The organism is Micromonospora peucetia (genome assembly GCF_900091625.1).
GTDB classification, from domain to species: domain Bacteria; phylum Actinomycetota; class Actinomycetes; order Mycobacteriales; family Micromonosporaceae; genus Micromonospora; species Micromonospora peucetia.
Map to the genome: position 1 here is coordinate 6925863 of NZ_FMIC01000002.1, position 18346 is coordinate 6944208.

Annotated in this window: 18 protein-coding genes; 10 read left to right on the plus strand and 8 right to left on the minus strand. The window is 72.5% G+C overall.

Annotated elements, in window-relative coordinates; all coding sequences use genetic code 11:
- Positions 1-158: 158 nt before the first annotated feature.
- Complete coding sequence (locus GA0070608_RS30255) at positions 159-755, plus strand: hypothetical protein (RefSeq protein ID WP_091633153.1); 597 nt, start codon at positions 159-161, stop codon at positions 753-755.
- 301 nt (positions 756-1056) lie between these two features.
- The gene (locus GA0070608_RS30260; RefSeq protein ID WP_091633156.1) at positions 1057-1917 is read left to right on the plus strand and encodes an SPFH domain-containing protein; all 861 of its coding nucleotides are present in this window, start codon (positions 1057-1059) and stop codon (positions 1915-1917) included.
- A 40-nt stretch (positions 1918-1957) separates the two neighbouring features.
- Here GA0070608_RS30260 and GA0070608_RS30265 read toward each other — a convergent pair whose 3' ends face one another.
- The 4 genes from GA0070608_RS30265 to GA0070608_RS30280 form a co-directional block, all read right to left on the minus strand.
- Positions 1958-2995, minus strand: coding sequence for an aminotransferase class V-fold PLP-dependent enzyme (locus GA0070608_RS30265; protein ID WP_091633161.1), 1038 nt, complete (start codon positions 2993-2995; stop codon positions 1958-1960).
- Positions 2996-3184: 189 nt separating this feature from the next.
- On the minus strand, positions 3185-4426 hold the full coding sequence (locus GA0070608_RS30270; RefSeq protein ID WP_091633166.1) for an RNA polymerase sigma factor: 1242 nt from the start codon (positions 4424-4426) through the stop codon (positions 3185-3187).
- A 67-nt stretch (positions 4427-4493) separates the two neighbouring features.
- Positions 4494-4865, minus strand: coding sequence for a YciI family protein (locus tag GA0070608_RS30275; RefSeq protein WP_091633169.1), 372 nt, complete (start codon positions 4863-4865; stop codon positions 4494-4496).
- Positions 4866-4906: 41 nt separating this feature from the next.
- Positions 4907-5542 carry a DUF998 domain-containing protein gene (locus tag GA0070608_RS30280; protein WP_091633172.1) on the minus strand — a complete coding sequence of 212 codons (636 nt, stop codon included), beginning with the start codon at positions 5540-5542 and terminating at the stop codon, positions 4907-4909.
- A gap of 150 nt (positions 5543-5692) precedes the next feature.
- On the opposite strand from GA0070608_RS30280, the gene GA0070608_RS30285 reads away from it, so the two are divergent.
- Positions 5693-6118 (plus strand): hypothetical protein, encoded by a 426-nt coding sequence (locus tag GA0070608_RS30285; protein WP_091633177.1) that lies wholly within the window; start codon positions 5693-5695, stop codon positions 6116-6118.
- A gap of 78 nt (positions 6119-6196) precedes the next feature.
- On the opposite strand, the gene dnaE is transcribed toward GA0070608_RS30285, so the two are convergent.
- On the minus strand, positions 6197-9727 hold the full coding sequence (dnaE, locus tag GA0070608_RS30290) for a DNA polymerase III subunit alpha (RefSeq protein ID WP_091633181.1): 3531 nt from the start codon (positions 9725-9727) through the stop codon (positions 6197-6199).
- A 235-nt stretch (positions 9728-9962) separates the two neighbouring features.
- Between dnaE and GA0070608_RS30295 the strand changes: the two genes are divergently transcribed.
- Positions 9963-10511, plus strand: a complete 549-nt coding sequence (locus GA0070608_RS30295) for an RNA polymerase sigma factor (RefSeq protein WP_091636542.1) — start codon at positions 9963-9965, stop codon at positions 10509-10511.
- A complete protein-coding gene (locus tag GA0070608_RS30300) occupies positions 10508-11077 on the plus strand; it encodes a hypothetical protein (protein WP_091633185.1) in 570 nt (189 codons plus the stop codon). The genes GA0070608_RS30295 and GA0070608_RS30300 overlap by 4 nt, the downstream gene beginning before the upstream one ends.
- Before the next feature lie 10 nt (positions 11078-11087).
- Here GA0070608_RS30300 and GA0070608_RS30305 read toward each other — a convergent pair whose 3' ends face one another.
- Entirely contained in the window at positions 11088-12530 is a 1443-nt protein-coding gene (locus GA0070608_RS30305) for a serine/threonine-protein kinase (RefSeq protein WP_091633188.1), read from the minus strand.
- 195 nt (positions 12531-12725) lie between these two features.
- Here GA0070608_RS30305 and GA0070608_RS30310 point away from each other — a divergent pair, with 195 nt between their 5' ends.
- The 3 genes from GA0070608_RS30310 to GA0070608_RS30320 all read left to right on the plus strand — a co-directional run bounded on the left by GA0070608_RS30310 (position 12726) and on the right by GA0070608_RS30320 (position 14769).
- Positions 12726-13346 (plus strand): hypothetical protein, encoded by a 621-nt coding sequence (locus GA0070608_RS30310; RefSeq protein WP_091633191.1) that lies wholly within the window; start codon positions 12726-12728, stop codon positions 13344-13346.
- A gap of 134 nt (positions 13347-13480) precedes the next feature.
- A complete protein-coding gene (locus tag GA0070608_RS30315; RefSeq protein WP_091633194.1) occupies positions 13481-13822 on the plus strand; it encodes a PadR family transcriptional regulator in 342 nt (113 codons plus the stop codon).
- Complete coding sequence (locus tag GA0070608_RS30320; RefSeq protein ID WP_091633198.1) at positions 13819-14769, plus strand: permease prefix domain 1-containing protein; 951 nt, start codon at positions 13819-13821, stop codon at positions 14767-14769. The genes GA0070608_RS30315 and GA0070608_RS30320 overlap by 4 nt, the downstream gene beginning before the upstream one ends.
- A 164-nt stretch (positions 14770-14933) precedes the next feature.
- On the opposite strand, the gene GA0070608_RS30325 is transcribed toward GA0070608_RS30320, so the two are convergent.
- Both GA0070608_RS30325 and GA0070608_RS30330 read right to left on the minus strand, forming a co-directional pair.
- On the minus strand, positions 14934-15140 hold the full coding sequence (locus tag GA0070608_RS30325) for a DUF397 domain-containing protein (RefSeq protein WP_091633201.1): 207 nt from the start codon (positions 15138-15140) through the stop codon (positions 14934-14936).
- Complete coding sequence (locus GA0070608_RS30330) at positions 15131-16048, minus strand: helix-turn-helix domain-containing protein (protein WP_245716026.1); 918 nt, start codon at positions 16046-16048, stop codon at positions 15131-15133. The genes GA0070608_RS30325 and GA0070608_RS30330 overlap by 10 nt, the downstream gene beginning before the upstream one ends.
- A gap of 246 nt (positions 16049-16294) precedes the next feature.
- Here GA0070608_RS30330 and GA0070608_RS30335 point away from each other — a divergent pair, with 246 nt between their 5' ends.
- Both GA0070608_RS30335 and GA0070608_RS30340 read left to right on the plus strand, forming a co-directional pair.
- On the plus strand, positions 16295-17578 hold the full coding sequence (locus tag GA0070608_RS30335; protein ID WP_091636551.1) for a sensor histidine kinase: 1284 nt from the start codon (positions 16295-16297) through the stop codon (positions 17576-17578).
- Positions 17575-18294, plus strand: coding sequence for a response regulator (locus GA0070608_RS30340; protein ID WP_091633205.1), 720 nt, complete (start codon positions 17575-17577; stop codon positions 18292-18294). The genes GA0070608_RS30335 and GA0070608_RS30340 overlap by 4 nt, the downstream gene beginning before the upstream one ends.
- Positions 18295-18346: the final 52 nt, after the last annotated feature.

Here is an 18346-nt window from a genome sequence, read left to right on the forward strand (position 1 = left end):
AGCCTGGCTTTCCGGCCCACCCGGGTCGGCCTGATCTTTCCTTCGGCCGAGACGCCGGAGATCCCCCAGTTTGTTGAGCGCCGGACGGTGCTTGCATCCGCGCGTGTACCCGGTCCCCCTCGGGTGTGCGGGTGCCAACCCCCGAATGGAGCATCCTCATGAACTCGATCATCCGTAACAGCGTTCTTGGTATCGCCGGTCTCGCGTTCGCCGGTGGTGTGGCTGCTGGCCCGCTGACCGACACCCACACCCCGACCGTGGACACCACGCCCGTCGCTGCCATGGCGGTGCAGGCCGACAAGCCGGCCGTGGACAAGGCCAAGCTGATCCCGCACGGTGTGCAGGGTGCGCAGTCGCGTATCGACCTGTCGGACGAGCAGGTCGCCAGCACGAAGGCGATCATCGCGGCCACGAAGAAGGCCGGCATGGACGAGCGGGCCGCCGTGGTGTCGATCGCGACGGCGTTGCAGGAGTCGAAGCTGGAGAACCTGGGTCATCTGGGTGACCGCAACGACCACGACTCGCAGGGTCTGTTCCAGCAGCGCCCGTCGAGTGGTTGGGGCACGGTCGAGCAGATCACCGACCCCGAGTACTCCACGACGGCGTTCCTGAAGGGCCTGAAGCAGGTCGACGGCTGGCAGGACATGCCGCTGACCAAGGCCGCCCAGACCGTGCAGGTGTCGGCGTACCCCGACCACTACGCGCAGTGGGAGCAGCAGGCCGCCGACCTGGTCGCCAAGCACTGGAACAGCTGACAACCCAACACAGACCTTCCACGCAAGGGGGACCGCTGGCCGGCACCGAACTCAGGTGCCGGCCAGCGGCACATCCACACCAGCGGCCGGCGCCCCGACACAGGGTGCCGGCCGTCGGCATACCCGGGCGAGGTGCTCCCGGCGCTGGTGGCGGAAAGCCGGCACCGACAGCGGCGGGAGCAGGCGGCAACTGCGGCGTACAGCGCGTCGTCAGGGGCCGCGCACCCCGCCCCGCCTGCGCCTCGCCTTGACGGGCGCCCCTAGGGTGATGGCCCACTCCCCTCGAAAGGTGCCGAGCGAAATGCCCTTCGGCTTCACTGTTGCGATCATCTTTGCCGTCGCGCTGGCGATCTCCGGCCTGCTCGCGGTCGCCGCTCCGAACAGGTCTACGAAGCGGGCCGCCACGCTGGCGGCGCTCGGCTGCCTCGTCGGCACGGCGGTGTTCGTCGTCGGCTCCAGCGCCCACTCCGTGCCGATCCGCTCGGTCGGGATCGTCACCAGCTTCGGCAAGCCGACGGGCAAGGTCACCGGCTCCGGCCTGAAGTGGGTCGCCCCCTGGCAGAAGGTCGGCGAGTGGGACGCGGGCCGGCAGAAGTACGACCACATCGGCGGCGACCACTGCGTCCGGGTCCGCACCGGCACGCTCGCCGACGCCTGCGTCGAGGTGCTCGTCGAGTGGCAGGTGAAGCCGGAGAACGCGCCGAAGCAGTTCATGGACTACAAGGGCGACTTCGACAGCTTCCGGGGTCAGCGGGTGGGCGTCCAGCTCGACAGCGCCGTCAACGACGCCTTCGCCACGTACAACCCGCTGGAGAAGATCGACTCGAGCACCGGCAGCCTGAACGTGGACCTGAAGCCCTTCGCGGAGAGCATCAAGGCCAGCGCGGAGACGCGGCTCTCCAACGACGTCGACATCCTGTCGGTCACGATCACCCGGGTCAACCACGACGACAAGACCGAGGGCAACATCAAGGCCTTCCAGGACAAGCTCGCCCAGACCCGCAACCTGGAGCAGGACCGGAAGAACGCCGCCATCCAGAAGCAGATCACCGAGACGAACGCGAAGGTCGACAAGGTGTCGCGGTGCCTGGAGATCGCCGAGCGCAACGGCAGCAACCCCGGCCTCTGTATCAACCCCGGGATCATCACCGGCGCCAAGTGACGGCCGACCGGCGCTGACCCCGCCCCGGACGCGCCCCGATTCAGCCGGTGAGCGCGTCCAGGGCGAGGTCGACGTCATCCTCGGTCGAGTAGACGTGGAAGGACGCCCGGATCCGGCCGGCGCGGACCGCCGCCCGGACGCCGGCCCGCTCCAGCCGCTCCGCCGCGCCGGGCACCTCCACGGTGACGATCGCGCTGTCCCCCGGCGGCCGGCCCAGCCCGGCTAGGAACCGGTTGGCCAGCGCGACGTCGTGCGCCTGCACGGCCGGCACGCCGATCTCGGCGACCAGTTCCAGGGCGGGGGCCGTGCCGACCCAGCTGAACCAGGCCGGCGAGATGTCGAACCGGCGGGCGTCGTCGGCCAGGCGCAGTGGCGGGCCGTAGTAGGAGGCGTGCGGGTCGTCGCCCGCGTACCAGCCGGCGGCATCGGGACGCAGCCGCTCGCGCAGCGCGGGCGCGAGATAGGCGAATGCCGAGCCGCGCGGAGCCATCAGCCACTTGTACGCCCCGACCACGACCACGTCGGCGAGGCCCGCCTCGAACGGCAGCCAGCCGCATGCCTGGGTGGCGTCGACGGCGACGAGCGCGCCGTGCGCCCGGGCCGCCGCGACGATCTCGTCGTACGCGGCGATCGCGCCGTCGGCCGACTGCACCAGGCTGAACGCGACCAGGTCGGTGTCGGCGTCAATCGCGTCGACCAGCCCGGCCAACGGCACGGTGCGCACCCGGACGCCCCGCTCGGCCTGCACCAGCCACGGGAAGAGGTTGGAGGTGAACTCGACCTCCGGCACCACGACGGTCGCGCCGGCGGGCAGGGCGGCGGCGACCGGGGCCAGCAACTGGGACACCGTGCTGCCGACCGCGATGTCGGCGACCGGCACCCCGACCAGACCGGCGAAGGCGGCCCGGGACCGCTCGGTGGCCTGGCCCCAGCCCTCCCACGACGTACTCCCCGCCCGCCAGTCGGCCAACGCCTCCTGCACCGCGTCCCACGCCGGCTGGGGCGGCAGCCCGAAACTGGCGGTGTTCAGCCAACCCGGCTGCGGCTGCCACAACTTCTGCGCCTGTGCGATCTCCATGCCGCCGAGGCTAGTCAGCCGGGCCGCGCACCGGGACGGCCAATTCCGCGCTCACGGCCCCGACGCCCGTAGGTGCGTGCGGTGCGCCTCCCCGGCGGGCACGGTCGTGCCACATTCGCCGCAGGTCCGCCCGACCGGGTTGTTGGTCCGGTGGGACGCTGTCGAGCTGCCCCGTCGACGGGGCAGGTGTCAGTCGAGGCGGTCGGCGCGGTGTAGTAGGTACCGCCGCTCGACCTGGTTGTCCGTCAGGATGGCCGCCTCGCGGTACAGGGTCGCCGCGTCGGCCGCGTCGCCGGTCATCTCGCGCAGGTGGGCGCGCACCGCGCGTTCCCGCTGCCGGGTCAGCGGTTCCCGATCCAGTCGGAAGCGCCGGTTGAGGTCGTCGAGCAGGGCCAGTCCCCGGACCGGGCCGTACGCCCGGGCCACCGCGACCACCCGACTCAGCCGGACCGGCGCGGTGGGGTTCAGCCGTTCGAGCCACAGGTACAGTGCCGCGATCTGTGGCCAGTCGGTGCTCTCCGGCGACGCGGCGGCGGCGTGTACGGCCGCGACTGCCGCCTGCAACTGGTACGGGCCCACCTCGCGCCGGTTCCAGACGCTGTCGATCAGCGCGGTGCCCTCGCGGATCAGGTCGGGATTCCACCGCGTCCGGTCCTGCTCGTCCAGCGGCACCAGTTCCTCGTCGTGGCCGGTACGGGCGGCCCGCCGCGACTCGGTGAGCAGCATCAGCGCGAGCAGTCCGGTCACCTCGGCGTCGTCCGGCAGGGAATCGCGGAGCATCCGGGTCAGCCGGATCGCCTCACGGGTCAGGTCCACGCGGGCGAGTTCGGCACCGGCGGAGGCCGTGTAACCCTCGTTGAACACGAGGTAGAGCACCTGCGTCACGGCGACCATCCGAGTGTGTCGGTCGGCGGCGGTCGGCGGGGTGAAGCGGGCGCCGGCGCGGGCCAACTGCTGTTTGGCGCGACTGATCCGGGTACCCATCGTGGCTTCGGTCGTCCCGTGGGCGTGTGCGATCTCGGCGGTCGTCAGACCGCCCACCGCGCGCAGCGTGAGCGCGACCTGGGAGGTGGTACTCAGCGCCGGATGGCAGCAGAGCAGCAGCAGGGTGAGGCTGTCGTCGGTCTCCGGCGGAGGGCACGCCCGGCGGGCCGGCTCCCGCATGGCCAGCTCGGCCACTCCGGCCTCCCGCTCGCGCCGGCGCCGGGCCTGGTCGGAGCGGAGCAGGTCGACCATCCGCCGGTAGCCGATCCGGATCAGCCAGCTGCGCGGGTTCTCCGGCATGCCGTCGACCGGCCACGCCCGGCTCGCGGTGAGCAGCGCCTCCTGCACGGCGTCCTCGGCGACGTCGAAGTGGCCGAAGCGCCGCACCAACGCCCCGAGCACCTGCGGCGCCTCCGTACGCAGCAGGTGCTCGACGTCCGCGGTCATGCCGGTCCCCCGCTCGTACCCTCTCCCGGACGTCCGCTCGCGCCGGGCGCGGGCTCGCGCGGGTGGGTCATGCCGTGAAGTCCTCGCCCATGATCGGTCGTACCTCGATCGGCTCGCCCAGCACCTCGACGATCCGCGAGGCGATCTCGACAGCCCGTTCCCGGCTCGCCACGTCGATCACGGCGAAACTGGCCAGCACCTCCTTGAGCTCGGCGAACGGTCCGTCGGTCGCGACCACGCCACCCGGGGTCGGGCGGACGGTGGCGCTGACCACCGGGTGGCCGAGGCCCTCGCTGCCGACGTACTCGCCGGTCTCGGTGAGCTCCCGCTCGAACTCCTGGTACGCGGCGAACGCCGCCATCGCCTCCTCGGACGGGACGTCGGCGGTCGCGGCGTCCCAGGCGGCGGCCGGCGTGTAGCTGAGCAGCAGGTACTTCATGGGTCCTCTTCCTGGTCGGGAGTGGCTGACGGTACGTGGGGTCAGGCGGAGCGGCGCAGGGACAGCGCGAGGACGGTCGTCCAGGTGAAGGCGACCAGCCCGTTCACGGCGATCTGGATGCTCATCCGGTCCGGCGACATGGGCAGCAGCAGGACGAGCGCGGCGAGGCCACTCAGCACGGCCGGCAGCACGGCCCGGCGGCGCACGCACCGGACGGCCAGCACGATCGCGGCGACGGCCAGCGCGGTGAAGGCGACGGTCGCCGCGGTCGAGTGCGCGACGCCGTGCCAGGACATCCGGTCGGCCGGACCGTCGGGGGTGCCGGCCGGGAAGCCGTGCTCCGGATCCATGGTGAACAGACCGGCGGCGACCAGGCCGGCGCCGAAGATCCCGACGAGGATCGGCAGCGCCCGCCGGCCGACCCCCTCGGTGAGGGTGCGCCTGATCCCGGCGGCCAGCGCCAGCCCGCCGAGGCCGGCGAGCACGAACGTCGTGATCTGGATCCAGCCGAGGCTGCCGGTGGCGAGCTGGCTGATCGGGTGCCGGGTGATGTCGAAGCCCTCCCGGGTCAGCATCTGGGCGGCGGCCGAGGCGAAGAAGACCGGCCCGGCGAGGGCACCGGCGAGCAGCAGATGGTCGGGCGAGCGGCGGACGGTGGGGGCGGCGAGGGGGGCCATGGGTTCCTCCTTGGTGGGTTCCTGCCGCTACCTCGTGGCCGGGCCCGGGATCTCGACACGACCGGACAGTGACCGGGGTCACCTCCGGTACGGGTCGAGACCCGCCGGCCGCCTCCGAGGTACCGGCAACAACCCACCGAGGAGGACGAGATGTCTGAGACCCATCAGCCGAGCGTCGAACTGAAGGCCCTGGACCGCCTGGTCGGCACCTGGACGGTCACCGGCGGCGCCGAGGGCACCGTGACGTACGAATGGATGGACGGCGGGTTCTTCCTGCTCCAGCGCGTCGCGCTCACCCAGTTCGGCCAGCCCGTCACCGGCCTGGAGGTGATCGGTAACCTGCGCCCGTTCGGTGAGCCGGCGAGCGCGGACGTGATGTCGCGGTTCTACGACTCGACCGGCAACACCCTCGACTACGTCTACGAACTGACCGGCGACACGCTGACCATCTGGGGCGGCGCGAAGGGCAGCCCGGCGTACTACCGGGGCACGTTCAGCGCCGACGGCACGACGGTCGCCGGCGAGTGGGTCTATCCCGGCGGGGGCGGCTACCCCTCGGCCATGACCCGGGTCTGACCCCGGCCCGCCTCGCCGGCCGGAACGGCGTGCGGCTCCGGAAGGAGACCGACACACCCCGGCCGGCGGGTGGCGGCGTCAGCTGACGTTGGCGGGGCCGAGGACGCTCTTCAGGTCGCCCATCAGCGCGGTGGTGGCCGCCACCCTGAACGGCCCCAGCCGCAGGGTGGTGGTCCGGCCGCCGTTGAGCAGCTTGACGTGCACCTCGGTGTCGCCCGGGTGCAGCACCAGGGTCTCCTTGAGCAACTCCACCAGCGGCGGGGTGCACCGGTGCACCGGGATGGTCAGGGTGATCGGCTTGCTCCCCGGGCTGCTGCTGACGTCCGGCATGGACATGTCCATCGCCATGATCCGAGGGGTGTCGTCGCGCCGGTCCACCCGCCCCTTGACCACCACGATGGCGTCCTCGGCGATGTACTGCCCGATCACCTCATAGGTGTTGGGGAAGAAGAGGGCCTCCACGCCGCCGGCGAGGTCCTCCAGGGTGGCCGACGCCCAGGCCCGGCCCTGCTTGGTGACCCGCCGCTGCACCCCGGAGAGGATGCCGGCGAGGGTGACCACGGCCCCGTCCGGGACGGTGCCGTCCTCGGACAGGGAAGCGATGGTGCAGTCCGCCGCCGCGCCGAGGACGTGCTCCAGACCGAAGAGCGGGTGGTCGGAGACGTACAGGCCGAGCATCTCGCGTTCGAAGGCGAGCTTGTCGCGCTTGTCCCACTCCCCGTCGCCGATCACCGGCATCACCGTCGTGCTGTTGGCGTCCGAGTCGCCGAAGCCGGCGCCGAAGAGGTCGTACTGGCCGACGGCCTCCTTGCGCTTGACGTCGGCGTACGCGTCGATCGCCTCCGCGTGCACCACGAGCAACGCCTTGCGGGAGTGCTTGAGCGAGTCGAACGCTCCGGCCTTGATCAGCGATTCGATGGTCTTCTTGTTGCAGACCACCGCGTCGACCTTCGACAGGAAGTCGTAGAAGTCGGCGTAGTCGCCCTTCTCCTCCCGGCAGCGCATGATCGCCGCCACCACGTTGGCGCCGACGTTGCGTACCGCGCCCAGGCCGAACCGGATCTCCTTGCCGACCGGGGTGAACGGCCCGGCGGAGGTGTTCACGTCCGGCGGCAGCACCTGGATGCGCATCCGGCGACACTCCGCCAGGTAGAGCGCCATCTTGTCCTTGTCGTCGCCGACGGAGGTGAGCAGCGCCGCCATGTACTCGGCCGGGTAGTGCGCCTTCAGGTACGCGGTCCAGTACGACACCAGGCCGTACGCCGCCGAGTGCGCCTTGTTGAAGGCGTACCCGGCGAACGGGACCAGCACATCCCACACCGCCTGGATGGCCCCGTCGGAGTAGCCGCGCTCGCGGCAGCCGTCCCGGAACGGAATGAACTCCTTGTCGAGGATCTCCTTCTTCTTCTTGCCCATCGCCCGGCGCAGCAGGTCGGCCTGCCCGAGGCTGTAGCCGGCGAGGATCTGCGCGGCGCGCTGCACCTGCTCCTGGTAGACGATCAGGCCATGGGTCGGCGCGAGGATCTCCCGCAGCGGATCCTCCAGCTCCGGGTGGATCGGGGTGACTTCCTGGAGCCCGTTCTTGCGCAGCGCGTAGTTGGTGTGCGAGTCGGCACCCATCGGGCCGGGCCGGTACAGCGCGATGACGGCGGAGATGTCCTCGAAGTTGTCCGGCTTCATCATCCGCAGCAGGGAGCGCAGCGGCCCCCCGTCGAGCTGGAACACGCCCAGGGTGTCGCCCCGGGCCAGCAGCTCGTAGGCGACCTTGTCATCCAGCGGCAGCTCCAGCAGGTCGAGCTTGCGACCGTGGTTGAGCTCGATGTTCTTCACCGCGTCGTCGATGATGGTCAGGTTGCGCAGGCCGAGGAAGTCCATCTTCAACAGCCCGAGCGACTCGCACGTCGGGTAGTCGAACTGGGTGATGATGACCCCGTCGGAGTCCCGGCGCATCAGCGGGATGTGGTCGATGATCGGCTCGGCGGACATGATCACGCCGGCGGCGTGCACGCCGGTCTGCCGGATCAGCCCCTCGATGCCCCGGGCGGTGTCGATGACCTTCTTGACGTCCGACTCGGCCTCGTACATGCCCCGGAGCTCGCCGGCCTCGGCGTAGCGGGGGTGCTTGGGGTCGAAGATGCCCTCCAGGGGGATGTCCTTGCCCATCACGGCCGGGGGCATCGCCTTGGTGATCCGGTCACCGACCGCGTACGGGTAGCCGAGCACCCGGGCCGAGTCCTTGATCGCGGCCTTCGCCTTGATCGTGCCGAAGGTGGCGATCTGGGCGACCTTGTCCTCGCCCCACTTGTCGGTGACGTACTTGATGACCTCGCCGCGCCGACGCTCGTCGAAGTCGATGTCGACATCCGGCATCGAGACGCGCTCGGGGTTGAGGAACCGCTCGAAGATCAGGCCGTGCTGGATCGGGTCGAGGTCGGTGATGCCCAGTGCGTACGCGACCAGGGAGCCGGCGGCCGAGCCACGGCCGGGCCCCACCGAGATGCCCTGGTTCTTCGCCCACTGGATGAAATCGGCGACCACGAGGAAGTACGACGGGAAACCCATCTGGGTAATGACGCCCAGCTCGTACTCGGCCTGGGTGACGTGCCCGTCGGGGATGCCACCGGGGTAGCGGCGGGCCAGCCCGGCGAAGGTCTCCTTGCGGAACCAGGAGTTCTCGGTCTCCCCGTCCGGGACGGGGAAGCGCGGCATCAGGTTGTGGAACTCGAACATCCCGGCGGGGTCGACCTTCTCGGCCACCAGCAGGGTGTTGCGGCAGCCCTCCAGCCAGAGGTCGGAGTTGTCGATGGTGCGCATCTCGTCGGCGGACTTGATGTAGTAGCCGCTGCCGTCGAACCTGAACCGGTTCGGGTCGGCCACGTTCGCCGCCGTCTGCACGCAGAGCAGCACGTCGTGCGCCTCGGCCTGGGACTCGTGGGTGTAGTGCGAGTCGTTGGTGACCACCGGCGGGATGTCCAGCTTGCGCGAGATGTCGTGCAGCTCCTGGCGGACCCGGCTCTCGATGCTGATGCCGTGGTCCATGATCTCCAGGAAGTAGTTCTCCTTGCCGAAGATCTCCTGGTATCTCGCCGCGGCCTTGAGCGCCTCGTCGTACTGGCCCAGGCGCAGCCGGGTCTGCACCTCGCCGGAGGGGCAACCGGTGGTGGCCATCAACCCCTCGGCGCTGGCGGCCAGCAGCTCCGCGTCCATCCGCGGCCACTTGACGAAGAAGCCCTCGGTGTACGACCGGCTGGTGAGCGCGAAGAGGTTCTTCAGGCCGGTCTTGTTCTTCGCCCAGATGGTCATGTGGGTGTAGCCGCCGCTGCCGGAGACGTCGTCGCTCTTCTGTTCCGGCCGGCCCCAGCGCACCCGCTTCTTGTGGAACCGTGACTCGGGCGCCACGTACGCCTCGATGCCGAGGATCGGGGTGACGCCGGCCGCCATCGCCTGCTTGTAGAAGTCGTTCGCACCGTGCATGTTGCCGTGGTCGGTCATCGCCACCGCCGGCATGCCCTGCCGCTTGACCTCGGCGAAGAGGTCCTTCAGCCGGGCCGCGCCGTCGAGCATCGAATACTCCGTGTGCACGTGCAGATGCGCGAACGAATCGCCCATGCGTGGCGCCCCCCGGGTCAGATCATGGGATGGTCGAGGTCGGTCGGCCTACCCTATCGCCGCCGCGAATGGCGGCTCCAGACGCCGCGCGGGGCGGAGCGGGCCGGGGTGTTGTGGATCTCTCTGGCCGCCCCGACGACGGCCTCGACCGTCGGTTCCCGGACTCCTGGCGGCCCGTCCGGCGGCGGCGACCGTAGCCTGGACGGACGGTATCCGGCGAGCATTGGACGACCTGATGCCCCTCCCGGACGGGGTCGAGAAACTGGCCGAGTCGGCGGCGCGTGGCGACCGCGCGGCGCTCGACGCGCTGCTGGTCGCGGTCCGACCGGAGGTGCTGCGCCTCTGCGCCCGGCTGCTGCCGCACCGGGAGGACGCCGAGGAGGCCTGCCAGGACGCGCTGCTCGCCCTGGCCCAGGGCATCGGCCGGTTCGAGGGCCGGTCGTCGTTCCACACCTGGCTGTACCGGCTGACGGCCAACCGGGCCCGCTCGACGTACCGGGTGCTGCGCCGGCGCTGGCGGGTGGAGGCCGGCGGCGTGCCGCTGCCGGACCCGGTGGACCCGCGCCGGACGAGCGTGGTCGCCGGCACCCGGCTGGACCTGCTCGACGCGCTCGACGCGGTCCGCCCCGAACTCGCCGAGGCGGTGACCCTGCGCGACGTCCTCGGGCTGGGTTACCGGGAGATCGCCGCTCTGCTCGGCCTGCCCGAGGGCACCGTCAAGTCGCGGATCCACGAGGCCCGCCGGCAGTTGCGGCACCGGCTGTCCGGGGAGGGACGACAGTGACGACGACAGGCCGGTGGGTAGCCACCGTCGCGGTGCTCGCCGCGACCCTGGCCGGGTCGGTCGCTGCCTGCGGCGGCGAGGACCCGCCGGTCTCCCCGTTGCCCGTGCAGCCGCCGGCCGCGACGACGGGTCACTCCTCCGGGCCACCGGCTGCGTCCCCGCCGTCTGTCTCACCGTCCGTGCCGGGCACGCCCGGCCCGGCGTCCGTCGTCCCGCCGGCCCGGCGTTCCCCGCCGGCTCCGCTCCCGACGACCGGCGCCGGGCGTACGCCGTCGGCGACGCGGTCACCGAGTGGACCGCCCGGCACCTGCTACGGGGCGGTGCGCTACGACCTGGTGCTGGCCGAGAACGAGCTGGCACTGCTGCGTTCTCTCTGCTTCGCCTCGGGTGGGGTGCTGCGGATCATCGGCATCGGCCCGGGCGAGGTGACCGTGGACCGCGAGGACCTGGTCTCCCGCAGCTACGAGGCCGGGGTGGTGGACATCCGGTTCGTCCGCCCCGGCACCGTGGACGTGCTGATCCCGCAGGGCGGCACGACGCACCCGGTCACCGTGGTGGTGCGGTGAGCTGCGAGGCTCACCGCACCCGCACCCCGGCGAGCAGCGTGTCGACGAAGCCGGGTCCCTCTCCCGCCGGCGGCACCACCTGCACGTAGATCAGGCCTACCCGGCCGGGCGCGAGCCCGGCGACCTCGACGACCTCCGGCCGGCCCTGGTCGCAGGTGAACCGGGCCACAACCCAGTCCACGCCCCCCTGCCGGGTACGGCGTACCGGCGCGGCGGCGCACGCCGAGTGTGGACGCTCGGCGACGAATCCCGCCGGGGTGGTCCGCGCGGCGATGCTCGCCGACAGTCCGACGAAGGCACCCGGCACCGTCGGGTCCGCTGCCCACCGGCGCGGGTCCGGCGACATCACCAGAGCCGGTTCGAGTCGTCCGTCGTCGCCGTACTGGCCGGCCCAGCCGGTGCCGGTGGCCCGCCAGCCGGGCGGCAACGCGACGGTGACCGGCCCGCTCGTCCACGTGCCGGCGGCCCGTCCGGCGGGCGCGGCGTCGCCCGCCGTGGCCCCGACCGCGACGAGCGCCGCGACGCCCAGCCCCACGGCCCCGAACCGCCGCCGGCCCGCCGGCCGGTCCCCCACCCGCGGCGAAGGTCCGGCGGGGGCGCACGGCGACCCGGCGGCGGACCGGGCCGGGTCGGGCCGGGCAGGCGCGGTGGTGGCGTGCCGCAGGGCGGTGCGGAAGGCCGTGGCGTCCGGGTGGCGGTCGGCCGGGCGTGGAGCGATAGCCCGGCGCAGCACGGCCGCCACCTGCGTCGGCACGCCCTCGCGCAGTCGGATCGCCCCGTCCGGGGAAAGCTGGTCCGGGGGCGGCTGGCCGCCCGCCACGCGCTCCGCGTCCGGGCCGAGGAGCCGGAGGCCGAGCCGGCCCAGGCCGTACACGTCGGTGCGGGTGTCGACGACGGCGAGCGGGTCGTCCTGTTCCGGGGCCATGTAGCCGGGGGTGCCGGCCCGGGCGGTGAGACCGGAGGCGGCGGCGAGGGCCTTGGCCAGCCCGAGGTCGGCGATCAGCACCCGCTCGCCGTCCGGGCCGGACCGGAACAGGACGTTGCCCGGGGTCAGGTCGCGGTGCACCACGCCGTGGCGGTGCAGGACGGCGACGCCGGCAGCGATCTCGGCCAGCAGGTCCAGGGCCGCCGGCGCGGGCATCGGGCCGGCCGCCAGCCGGTCGCGCAGGCTGCCGCCGTCGGCCCAGGCCATGACCGAGTAGGGCCGACCGTCGGCCAGTTCGCCGGCGGCGTGGACGCGGACCAGCCGCTCGTCGTCGAGCCGGCGCAGCAGGCGGGCCTCGTCGAGGAAACGCTCCCGTACCCGCAGGTCGTGGTGCCAGTTCTCGGCCAGCACCTTGATCGCCACCGGGGAGTCGAGCACCGGGTCGTGGGCCAGCCAGACCGTCGCGAACGCCCCCGTGCCCAGCAGCCGCTCGATCAGGTAGGGCCCGATCCGCTCCGGACTGCTCACCGCACCACCCCCGACACCGGCACCGCCGGCCGCCCCTCCGCCTCGACAGTAGACAGTGCGCCGGCTCGGCGGCAGCCCCGGCACCGCGACCGGTGCGGCCGAAAAATCCCGTCGGTCGGGAACCCGACGAACCGATCCCGCCGGCGGGGCGACCAAGAGGACAAGGACATCCGCACTTCACGAGGAGGAGATCCCGTGCACCGTCTCTCGTACACCGTCGTCACCGCCCTGCTGGTCACGGCCGGGCTCATGCCGATCACCGTGGCGGCCCCGGCCGCCGCCGCACCCCGGTCGGGCGTCGCCGGCGGGCACCTGACCGGCCGCTCCGGCGGCAACCCCGGCGCGGCGGCGGGCGACACCGCCGATCGGGACGAGGCTCGGCTCATCAGCGTCCGGGGCGCCGGACCGTTCCGGATCGGGGCCGGCCTGGCCCGCCTGTCGGCGGCCGGGCTCGTCGACTGGGTGGCCCCCGACTGCGACGGCGTGGTCCGGGCCGGCGTCACCGGGGCCTGGGCGGGCAAGGTCCTGCTGGTCTTCCGCGACGGACGGCTGGTGGAGGTGGGCACCGCCACCGCGCCGCCCCGCACTCCCGCCGGTGCGGGGGTGGGCATGTCCTTCGCCGCCCTGGAGGAGATCTACGGCCCACGGGGCTCGATGATCCGCAACGACGCGGGTGACGCCTCGGCGTATCTGGTGCGCATCGGTTCCCGGGTGGAACTGTTCACCGGCCACCCGATCCGGCCGGGGGTCGGTTACCTCCAGGTCGGGCCGGCGGCCTTCGTCGAGCGCCACTTCCGGCAGGGCACCTCCTGCTGAGCGACGCCCGGCACCGACGGCGGCGGACCCCTCGCGGGTTCGCCGCCGTCCGGTTCGCCTGAACACACTGATGTTGGCGCACACGATGATGTAGCACTGGACGATAGTGTGTGCCACACAGTATGGTGTGACGCATGGTGAGCGATGAGATCCTGCGAACGCACCTCCAGGAGTTGCGTCGGGGCACCGTGGTGGTGGCGAGCCTCGTCGCGCTACGCCGCCCCGACTACGGTTACGCGTTGCTGCAACGCCTCGCCGACCACGGTTTTCCGGTGGACGCCAACACGCTCTACCCGCTGCTGCGGCGGCTGGAGGAGCAGGGACTGCTGACCAGCGAGTGGAACACCGAGGAGAGCCGGCCGCGCAAGTTCTACCGGACCGGCGAGGAGGGCGAGTCGGTGCTGAGCCGACTCCTCACCGACCTGGCCGCAGTGCAGACCTCCCTGACCGGGCTGATCGAAGGAGCCGACCGATGACCACCCTGACCGACCGATACCTCGCCGCGACCCTGCGCTCGGTGCCGGTCGCGCGCCGCGAGGGGATCGCCACCGAGCTGCGCGCCTCGATCGAGGACATGGTCGAGGGCCGCACAGCCGGTGGCCAGGACGCCACCGCCGCCGAGCGGGAGGTGCTCACCGAGCTGGGCGACCCGGGGCAGCTCGCCGCCCGCTACGCCGACCGCCGGTTGCAGCTCATCGGCCCGACCTACTACCTGGCCTGGGAGCGGCTGCTGAAGCTGCTGCTCAGCTTCGTGCCGGCGACGGTCGGCGTGCTGGTCGGCCTGGTCGAGGCGGCCGACGGTGGCACCGTCGGCGAGGGGATCGGTGAGGGCATAGCCACCGCCATCCAGGTGGCGATTCAGATCGCCTTCTGGGTCACCCTGGTCTTCGCGATCCTGGAGCGCACCAACACTCCCCTGGGCCTGCCCAGGTGGAGCGTCGACCAGCTTCCGGAGGGCCCGGTCCACCGGCAGATCACCCTGACCGACGTCGCCGCCTCGATCGTCTTCCTGGCGCTCTTCATCGCCTACCTGCCGATGCAGCACTTCCGGTCGTTCGTCCCCACCGACGGTGACGGCAACCTGCCGATCCTCGACCCGGCGCTGTGGAGCTTCTGGCTGCCGTTCCTGATCGCGGTCCTGGTGGCCACGATCGGCCTGGAGATCGCCAAGTACCGGACCGGGCGCTGGACCTGGCCGCTGGTCGCGTTGAACGCGGCGCTCGACCTGGCGTTCGCGGTGCCGGTGGTCTGGCTGATGTCGACCGACCGGCTGCTCAACCCCGACTTCGTGGCCCGCTTCGAGTGGCTCGGCGAGGGCGAGAACCTGAACACCATCGCGACCGTCGTGGTCGTCGGCACCGCGCTGGTGACCCTCTGGGACATCGTCGAGAGCGTCGTCAAGAAGCGCCGCAACAGCGCCTGACCGAACAGCCGACGGTCCGGCACGCCAGTGGCGTGCCGGACCGTCGGCGTATGAGTGAACGGTTCGTGGCCATGGTGGTGTCGCGTGACATGGGACGCGAACCGAGCGTCACAGGACAGCACCGATTCGCCGGGTCAGTGTCACAGGCCACCCGGCCGGGGTCGTCAGTCGCCGGGGCGCAGCGCGCCGGTGGTGGCCGCGGCCAGGAAGTCGGTCCAGGCCGTGGGGCCGAAGGCCAGCACCGCTCCCTCACGGTCCTTGCTGTCGCGTACGCCCACCACGCCGGCCAGGTTCGTCGCCACCTCTACGCAGGTGGACCCGCCGTTGTCGCTGCGAGTGGACTTCCGCCAGACCGCGCCGGTCAATTCCATGACTCCGCCACCTCCGCGACGAGCTCCCGGGACGCCCGGCGGGGCAGCGCCTCGCCCCGCAGGTTCTCCCACCTGCGTTGAAGGCTATCAACGTCCTCCGAGCGGTCGCTGACGTGCGCGCGCAGCGGGGTGTCCACGTGCGCCACCTCGCCGCCCTCCGGGGTGCGGGCCAGGATGAACGCGCCGGCCAGCCCGGCGTGCATGCCGGCGTCGGCGGGCACCACGTGCAGGTCGACGTGCCGCGACTCGGTGACCGCGAGCAGGTGGGCGAACTGCTCGGCCATCACCTTCCGGTCGCCGATCTGCCGGCGCAGCACCGACTCGTCCACGACGAAGACGACCTCCGGCGGGGCCTCCCGGGTCAACACCGCCTGGCGGGCCAGCCGGGAGGTGACCCGCTGCTCGACCTCGGCCTCCCGCAGCATGCCGCCGCCCGCGAGCACCGCCCGGGCGTACGCCTCGGTCTGGAGCAGGCCGGGGATCAGGGACGGCTCGAACCAGCGGACCAGCGTCGCCTCCGCCTCCACCGAAATCCACTCCCTGAGCCAGGGCGGCGCGGCGTCCGCCCGGACGAGGGTCAGCAGCCGCTCGAAGAAGCCGCCGGACTCCAGCGCGGCGTCGACCCGGCCGACGAAGTCCTGCGACGGGGTGCGGCGCCCGATCTCCACCATGCCGACCAGCGACGACGAGTAGCTGATCCGCTGGGCCAGCTCGTCCTGGCTAAGCCCCCGGTCCCGCCTCGACCGGCTTAGCTCGCCGCCGAGGAACTCCAGCGTGGACAGCCGCCCGTCGCCCATCACACCTCCACCACAGCCCGGCCGGTCGCCGCCGACGCCCGCCACCGGGGACGCCCCGGCCGGCACCACCGGCCGGTGGCCCGTCGACGCCTTCCGACGGTAGTCGGTCACGCAGCAGAGTGTGAGCAGGCGCGACGGAGGAGGCGACATGGACACGCACCCGGGTCCCGTCCCCCTGAGGTTTCGGCGGCTGGACCCGCCCGGCCGGGTCGGCCGCCGCCCGGGGACGGGTGGACCAACTGCGCGACCGGGTACGTGCGACCACGCCCGGTGCCCCAACCCGCCGCCGGGCGGGACCGGGCCGTCCGGGCCGGGCTCCTGACCGGCGCCGACCCCCGGGATGAGATCCTCACCAGGGTGAACACCGTGACGGACGACGACTGGCGGCGGCCGGGGCCCACCCCGGAGCAGCGGCGGTTCGACGTCTACGTCGGGCTGGCGGCGACCCTCCTGTCGCTGGTCAGCCTCACCCTGGCCCGCAGCACCGGGGCGTTCCTGCTGGGGCCGCCGCCGTCCGGGCCGGAGCAGGTCTTCTGGACCGTCGCGCTGACGCTGCCGCTGATCTGGCGGCGCCGGTTCCCCGCCGCCGTCACCGTGATCATCTCGGTCGGGTTCATCGCCGCCCAGGCACGCTCCGCCCCGGAGATACAGCTCGCCTCGTGGGCGCTGTTCGCGGCCCTCTACTCGCTCGGCGCGTGGGGCCCCGACCGCCGGCTGGCCCGGCGGCTGCGCGTCGGCGTCATCGCCACCATGTTCGTCTGGCTGGGGGCGTACTACGCGGTCAGCATCGACAGCATCCCGGCGGACGCGTTCGCCGGTGCGGTCGGACCGGTGCCCCCGGTGGTCGCGGCGATGGTGAACGGGGTACTGGTCAACGGCCTTTTCTTCGGTTTCGCGTACTTCTTCGGGGAGACGGCGTGGCTGGCCGCCCGACGCCAGCACGAGGTGCAGGCGCAGGCCGAGGAGGTGCGCCGCTCGCAGGCCGAGATCCGCGAGCACGCGGTGGTGGGCGAGCGGGTCCGCATCGCCCGGGAACTGCACGACGTGGTCGCCCACCACGTGTCGGTGATGGGGGTGCAGGCGTCCGCCGCCCGCCGGGTGTTCGACAAGGACCCGGTCAAGGCCCGCACGGCGCTGAGCGCGATCGAGGAGACGGCCCGCACGGCCGTCGACGAACTGCGCCGGATGCTCGGCCTGCTGCGCGCCCGCGACGGCCACCCGGACCGCGCGGAGCAGCCGGGACCAGCCGGGATCGACCAGGTCACGGCCGTGGTCGACCGGGCCCGGGAGGCCGGACTGCGGGCCACCCTGGGGGTGTACGGGGATCCGGCGCCACTGCCGGAGTCGGTCTCCCAGGCCGCCTACCGGGTGGCCCAGGAGGCCGTGACGAACGCACTCAAGCACGCCGCCGGAGCGACCGCGCTCGACGTGCGGATCCGCTATCTGGCGCACGAGGTGGAGGTCGACGTGACCGATGACGGACGGGCCACCCGCCCGGCGAACGCCGACGGGCTCGGCCTGGTCGGGATGCGCGAGCGGGTCGCCACCCACGGCGGCGCGCTGGAGGTCGGCCCGCGTGCCGGCGGCGGCTGGCGGGTACGGGCCCGGTTCCCGCTGCCACTGCCGGTGCGGCCGGCATGAGGGCCGATCACGAGGTGCCCGGGACGGACCGCCCCGTCCGGGTGCTGCTCGCCGACGACCAGCATCTCGTCCGCACCGGCTTCCGGGTCATCCTGGAGGTGGAGGACGACATCGAGGTCGTTGGCGAGGCGGCGGACGGCGCGCGCGCCGTCACCATGACCCGGGCCACTCAACCGGACGTGGTGCTGATGGACGTGGAGATGCCCGGGATGGACGGGCTGGAGGCGACCCGGCAGATCACCGCCGAGCAGGACGGGCCGGGCGGGCCGGCCGTGCTGATCCTCACCACGTTCGACCGGGACGACTACCTGTTCGCCGCGCTGCGCGCCGGGGCCAGCGGCTTCCTGCTCAAGAACGGCACTCCGGAGGCCCTGATCGAGGCCATCCGGGTGCTCGCCCGAGGCGACGGCCTGCTCGCCCCGGAACTCACCCGGCGGGTGATCGCCACCTTCGCCCGCCCTGGTGAGCCCGTCGTGCCGGGCGGCCCGAGGACGGCCCCCGAGGCGGCACTGCGGGAACTCACCCCCCGCGAGCGGGAGGTCCTGGTCCTGGTCTCCGGCGGCGCCAGCAACGCCGAGATCGCCCGCGAGCTGCACCTGGGCGAGGCGACGGTGAAGACGCACGTCAGCCGGGTGCTCGCCAAGCTGGGCCTGCGCGACCGGGTGCAGGCGGTGGTCTTCGCGTACGAGCACGGGGTGGTACGGCCCGGCGGCTGACCGTCCTCCGCCGGGAGGCGGACGGCACGCTCGGTCTCGGGACGGACGGCGG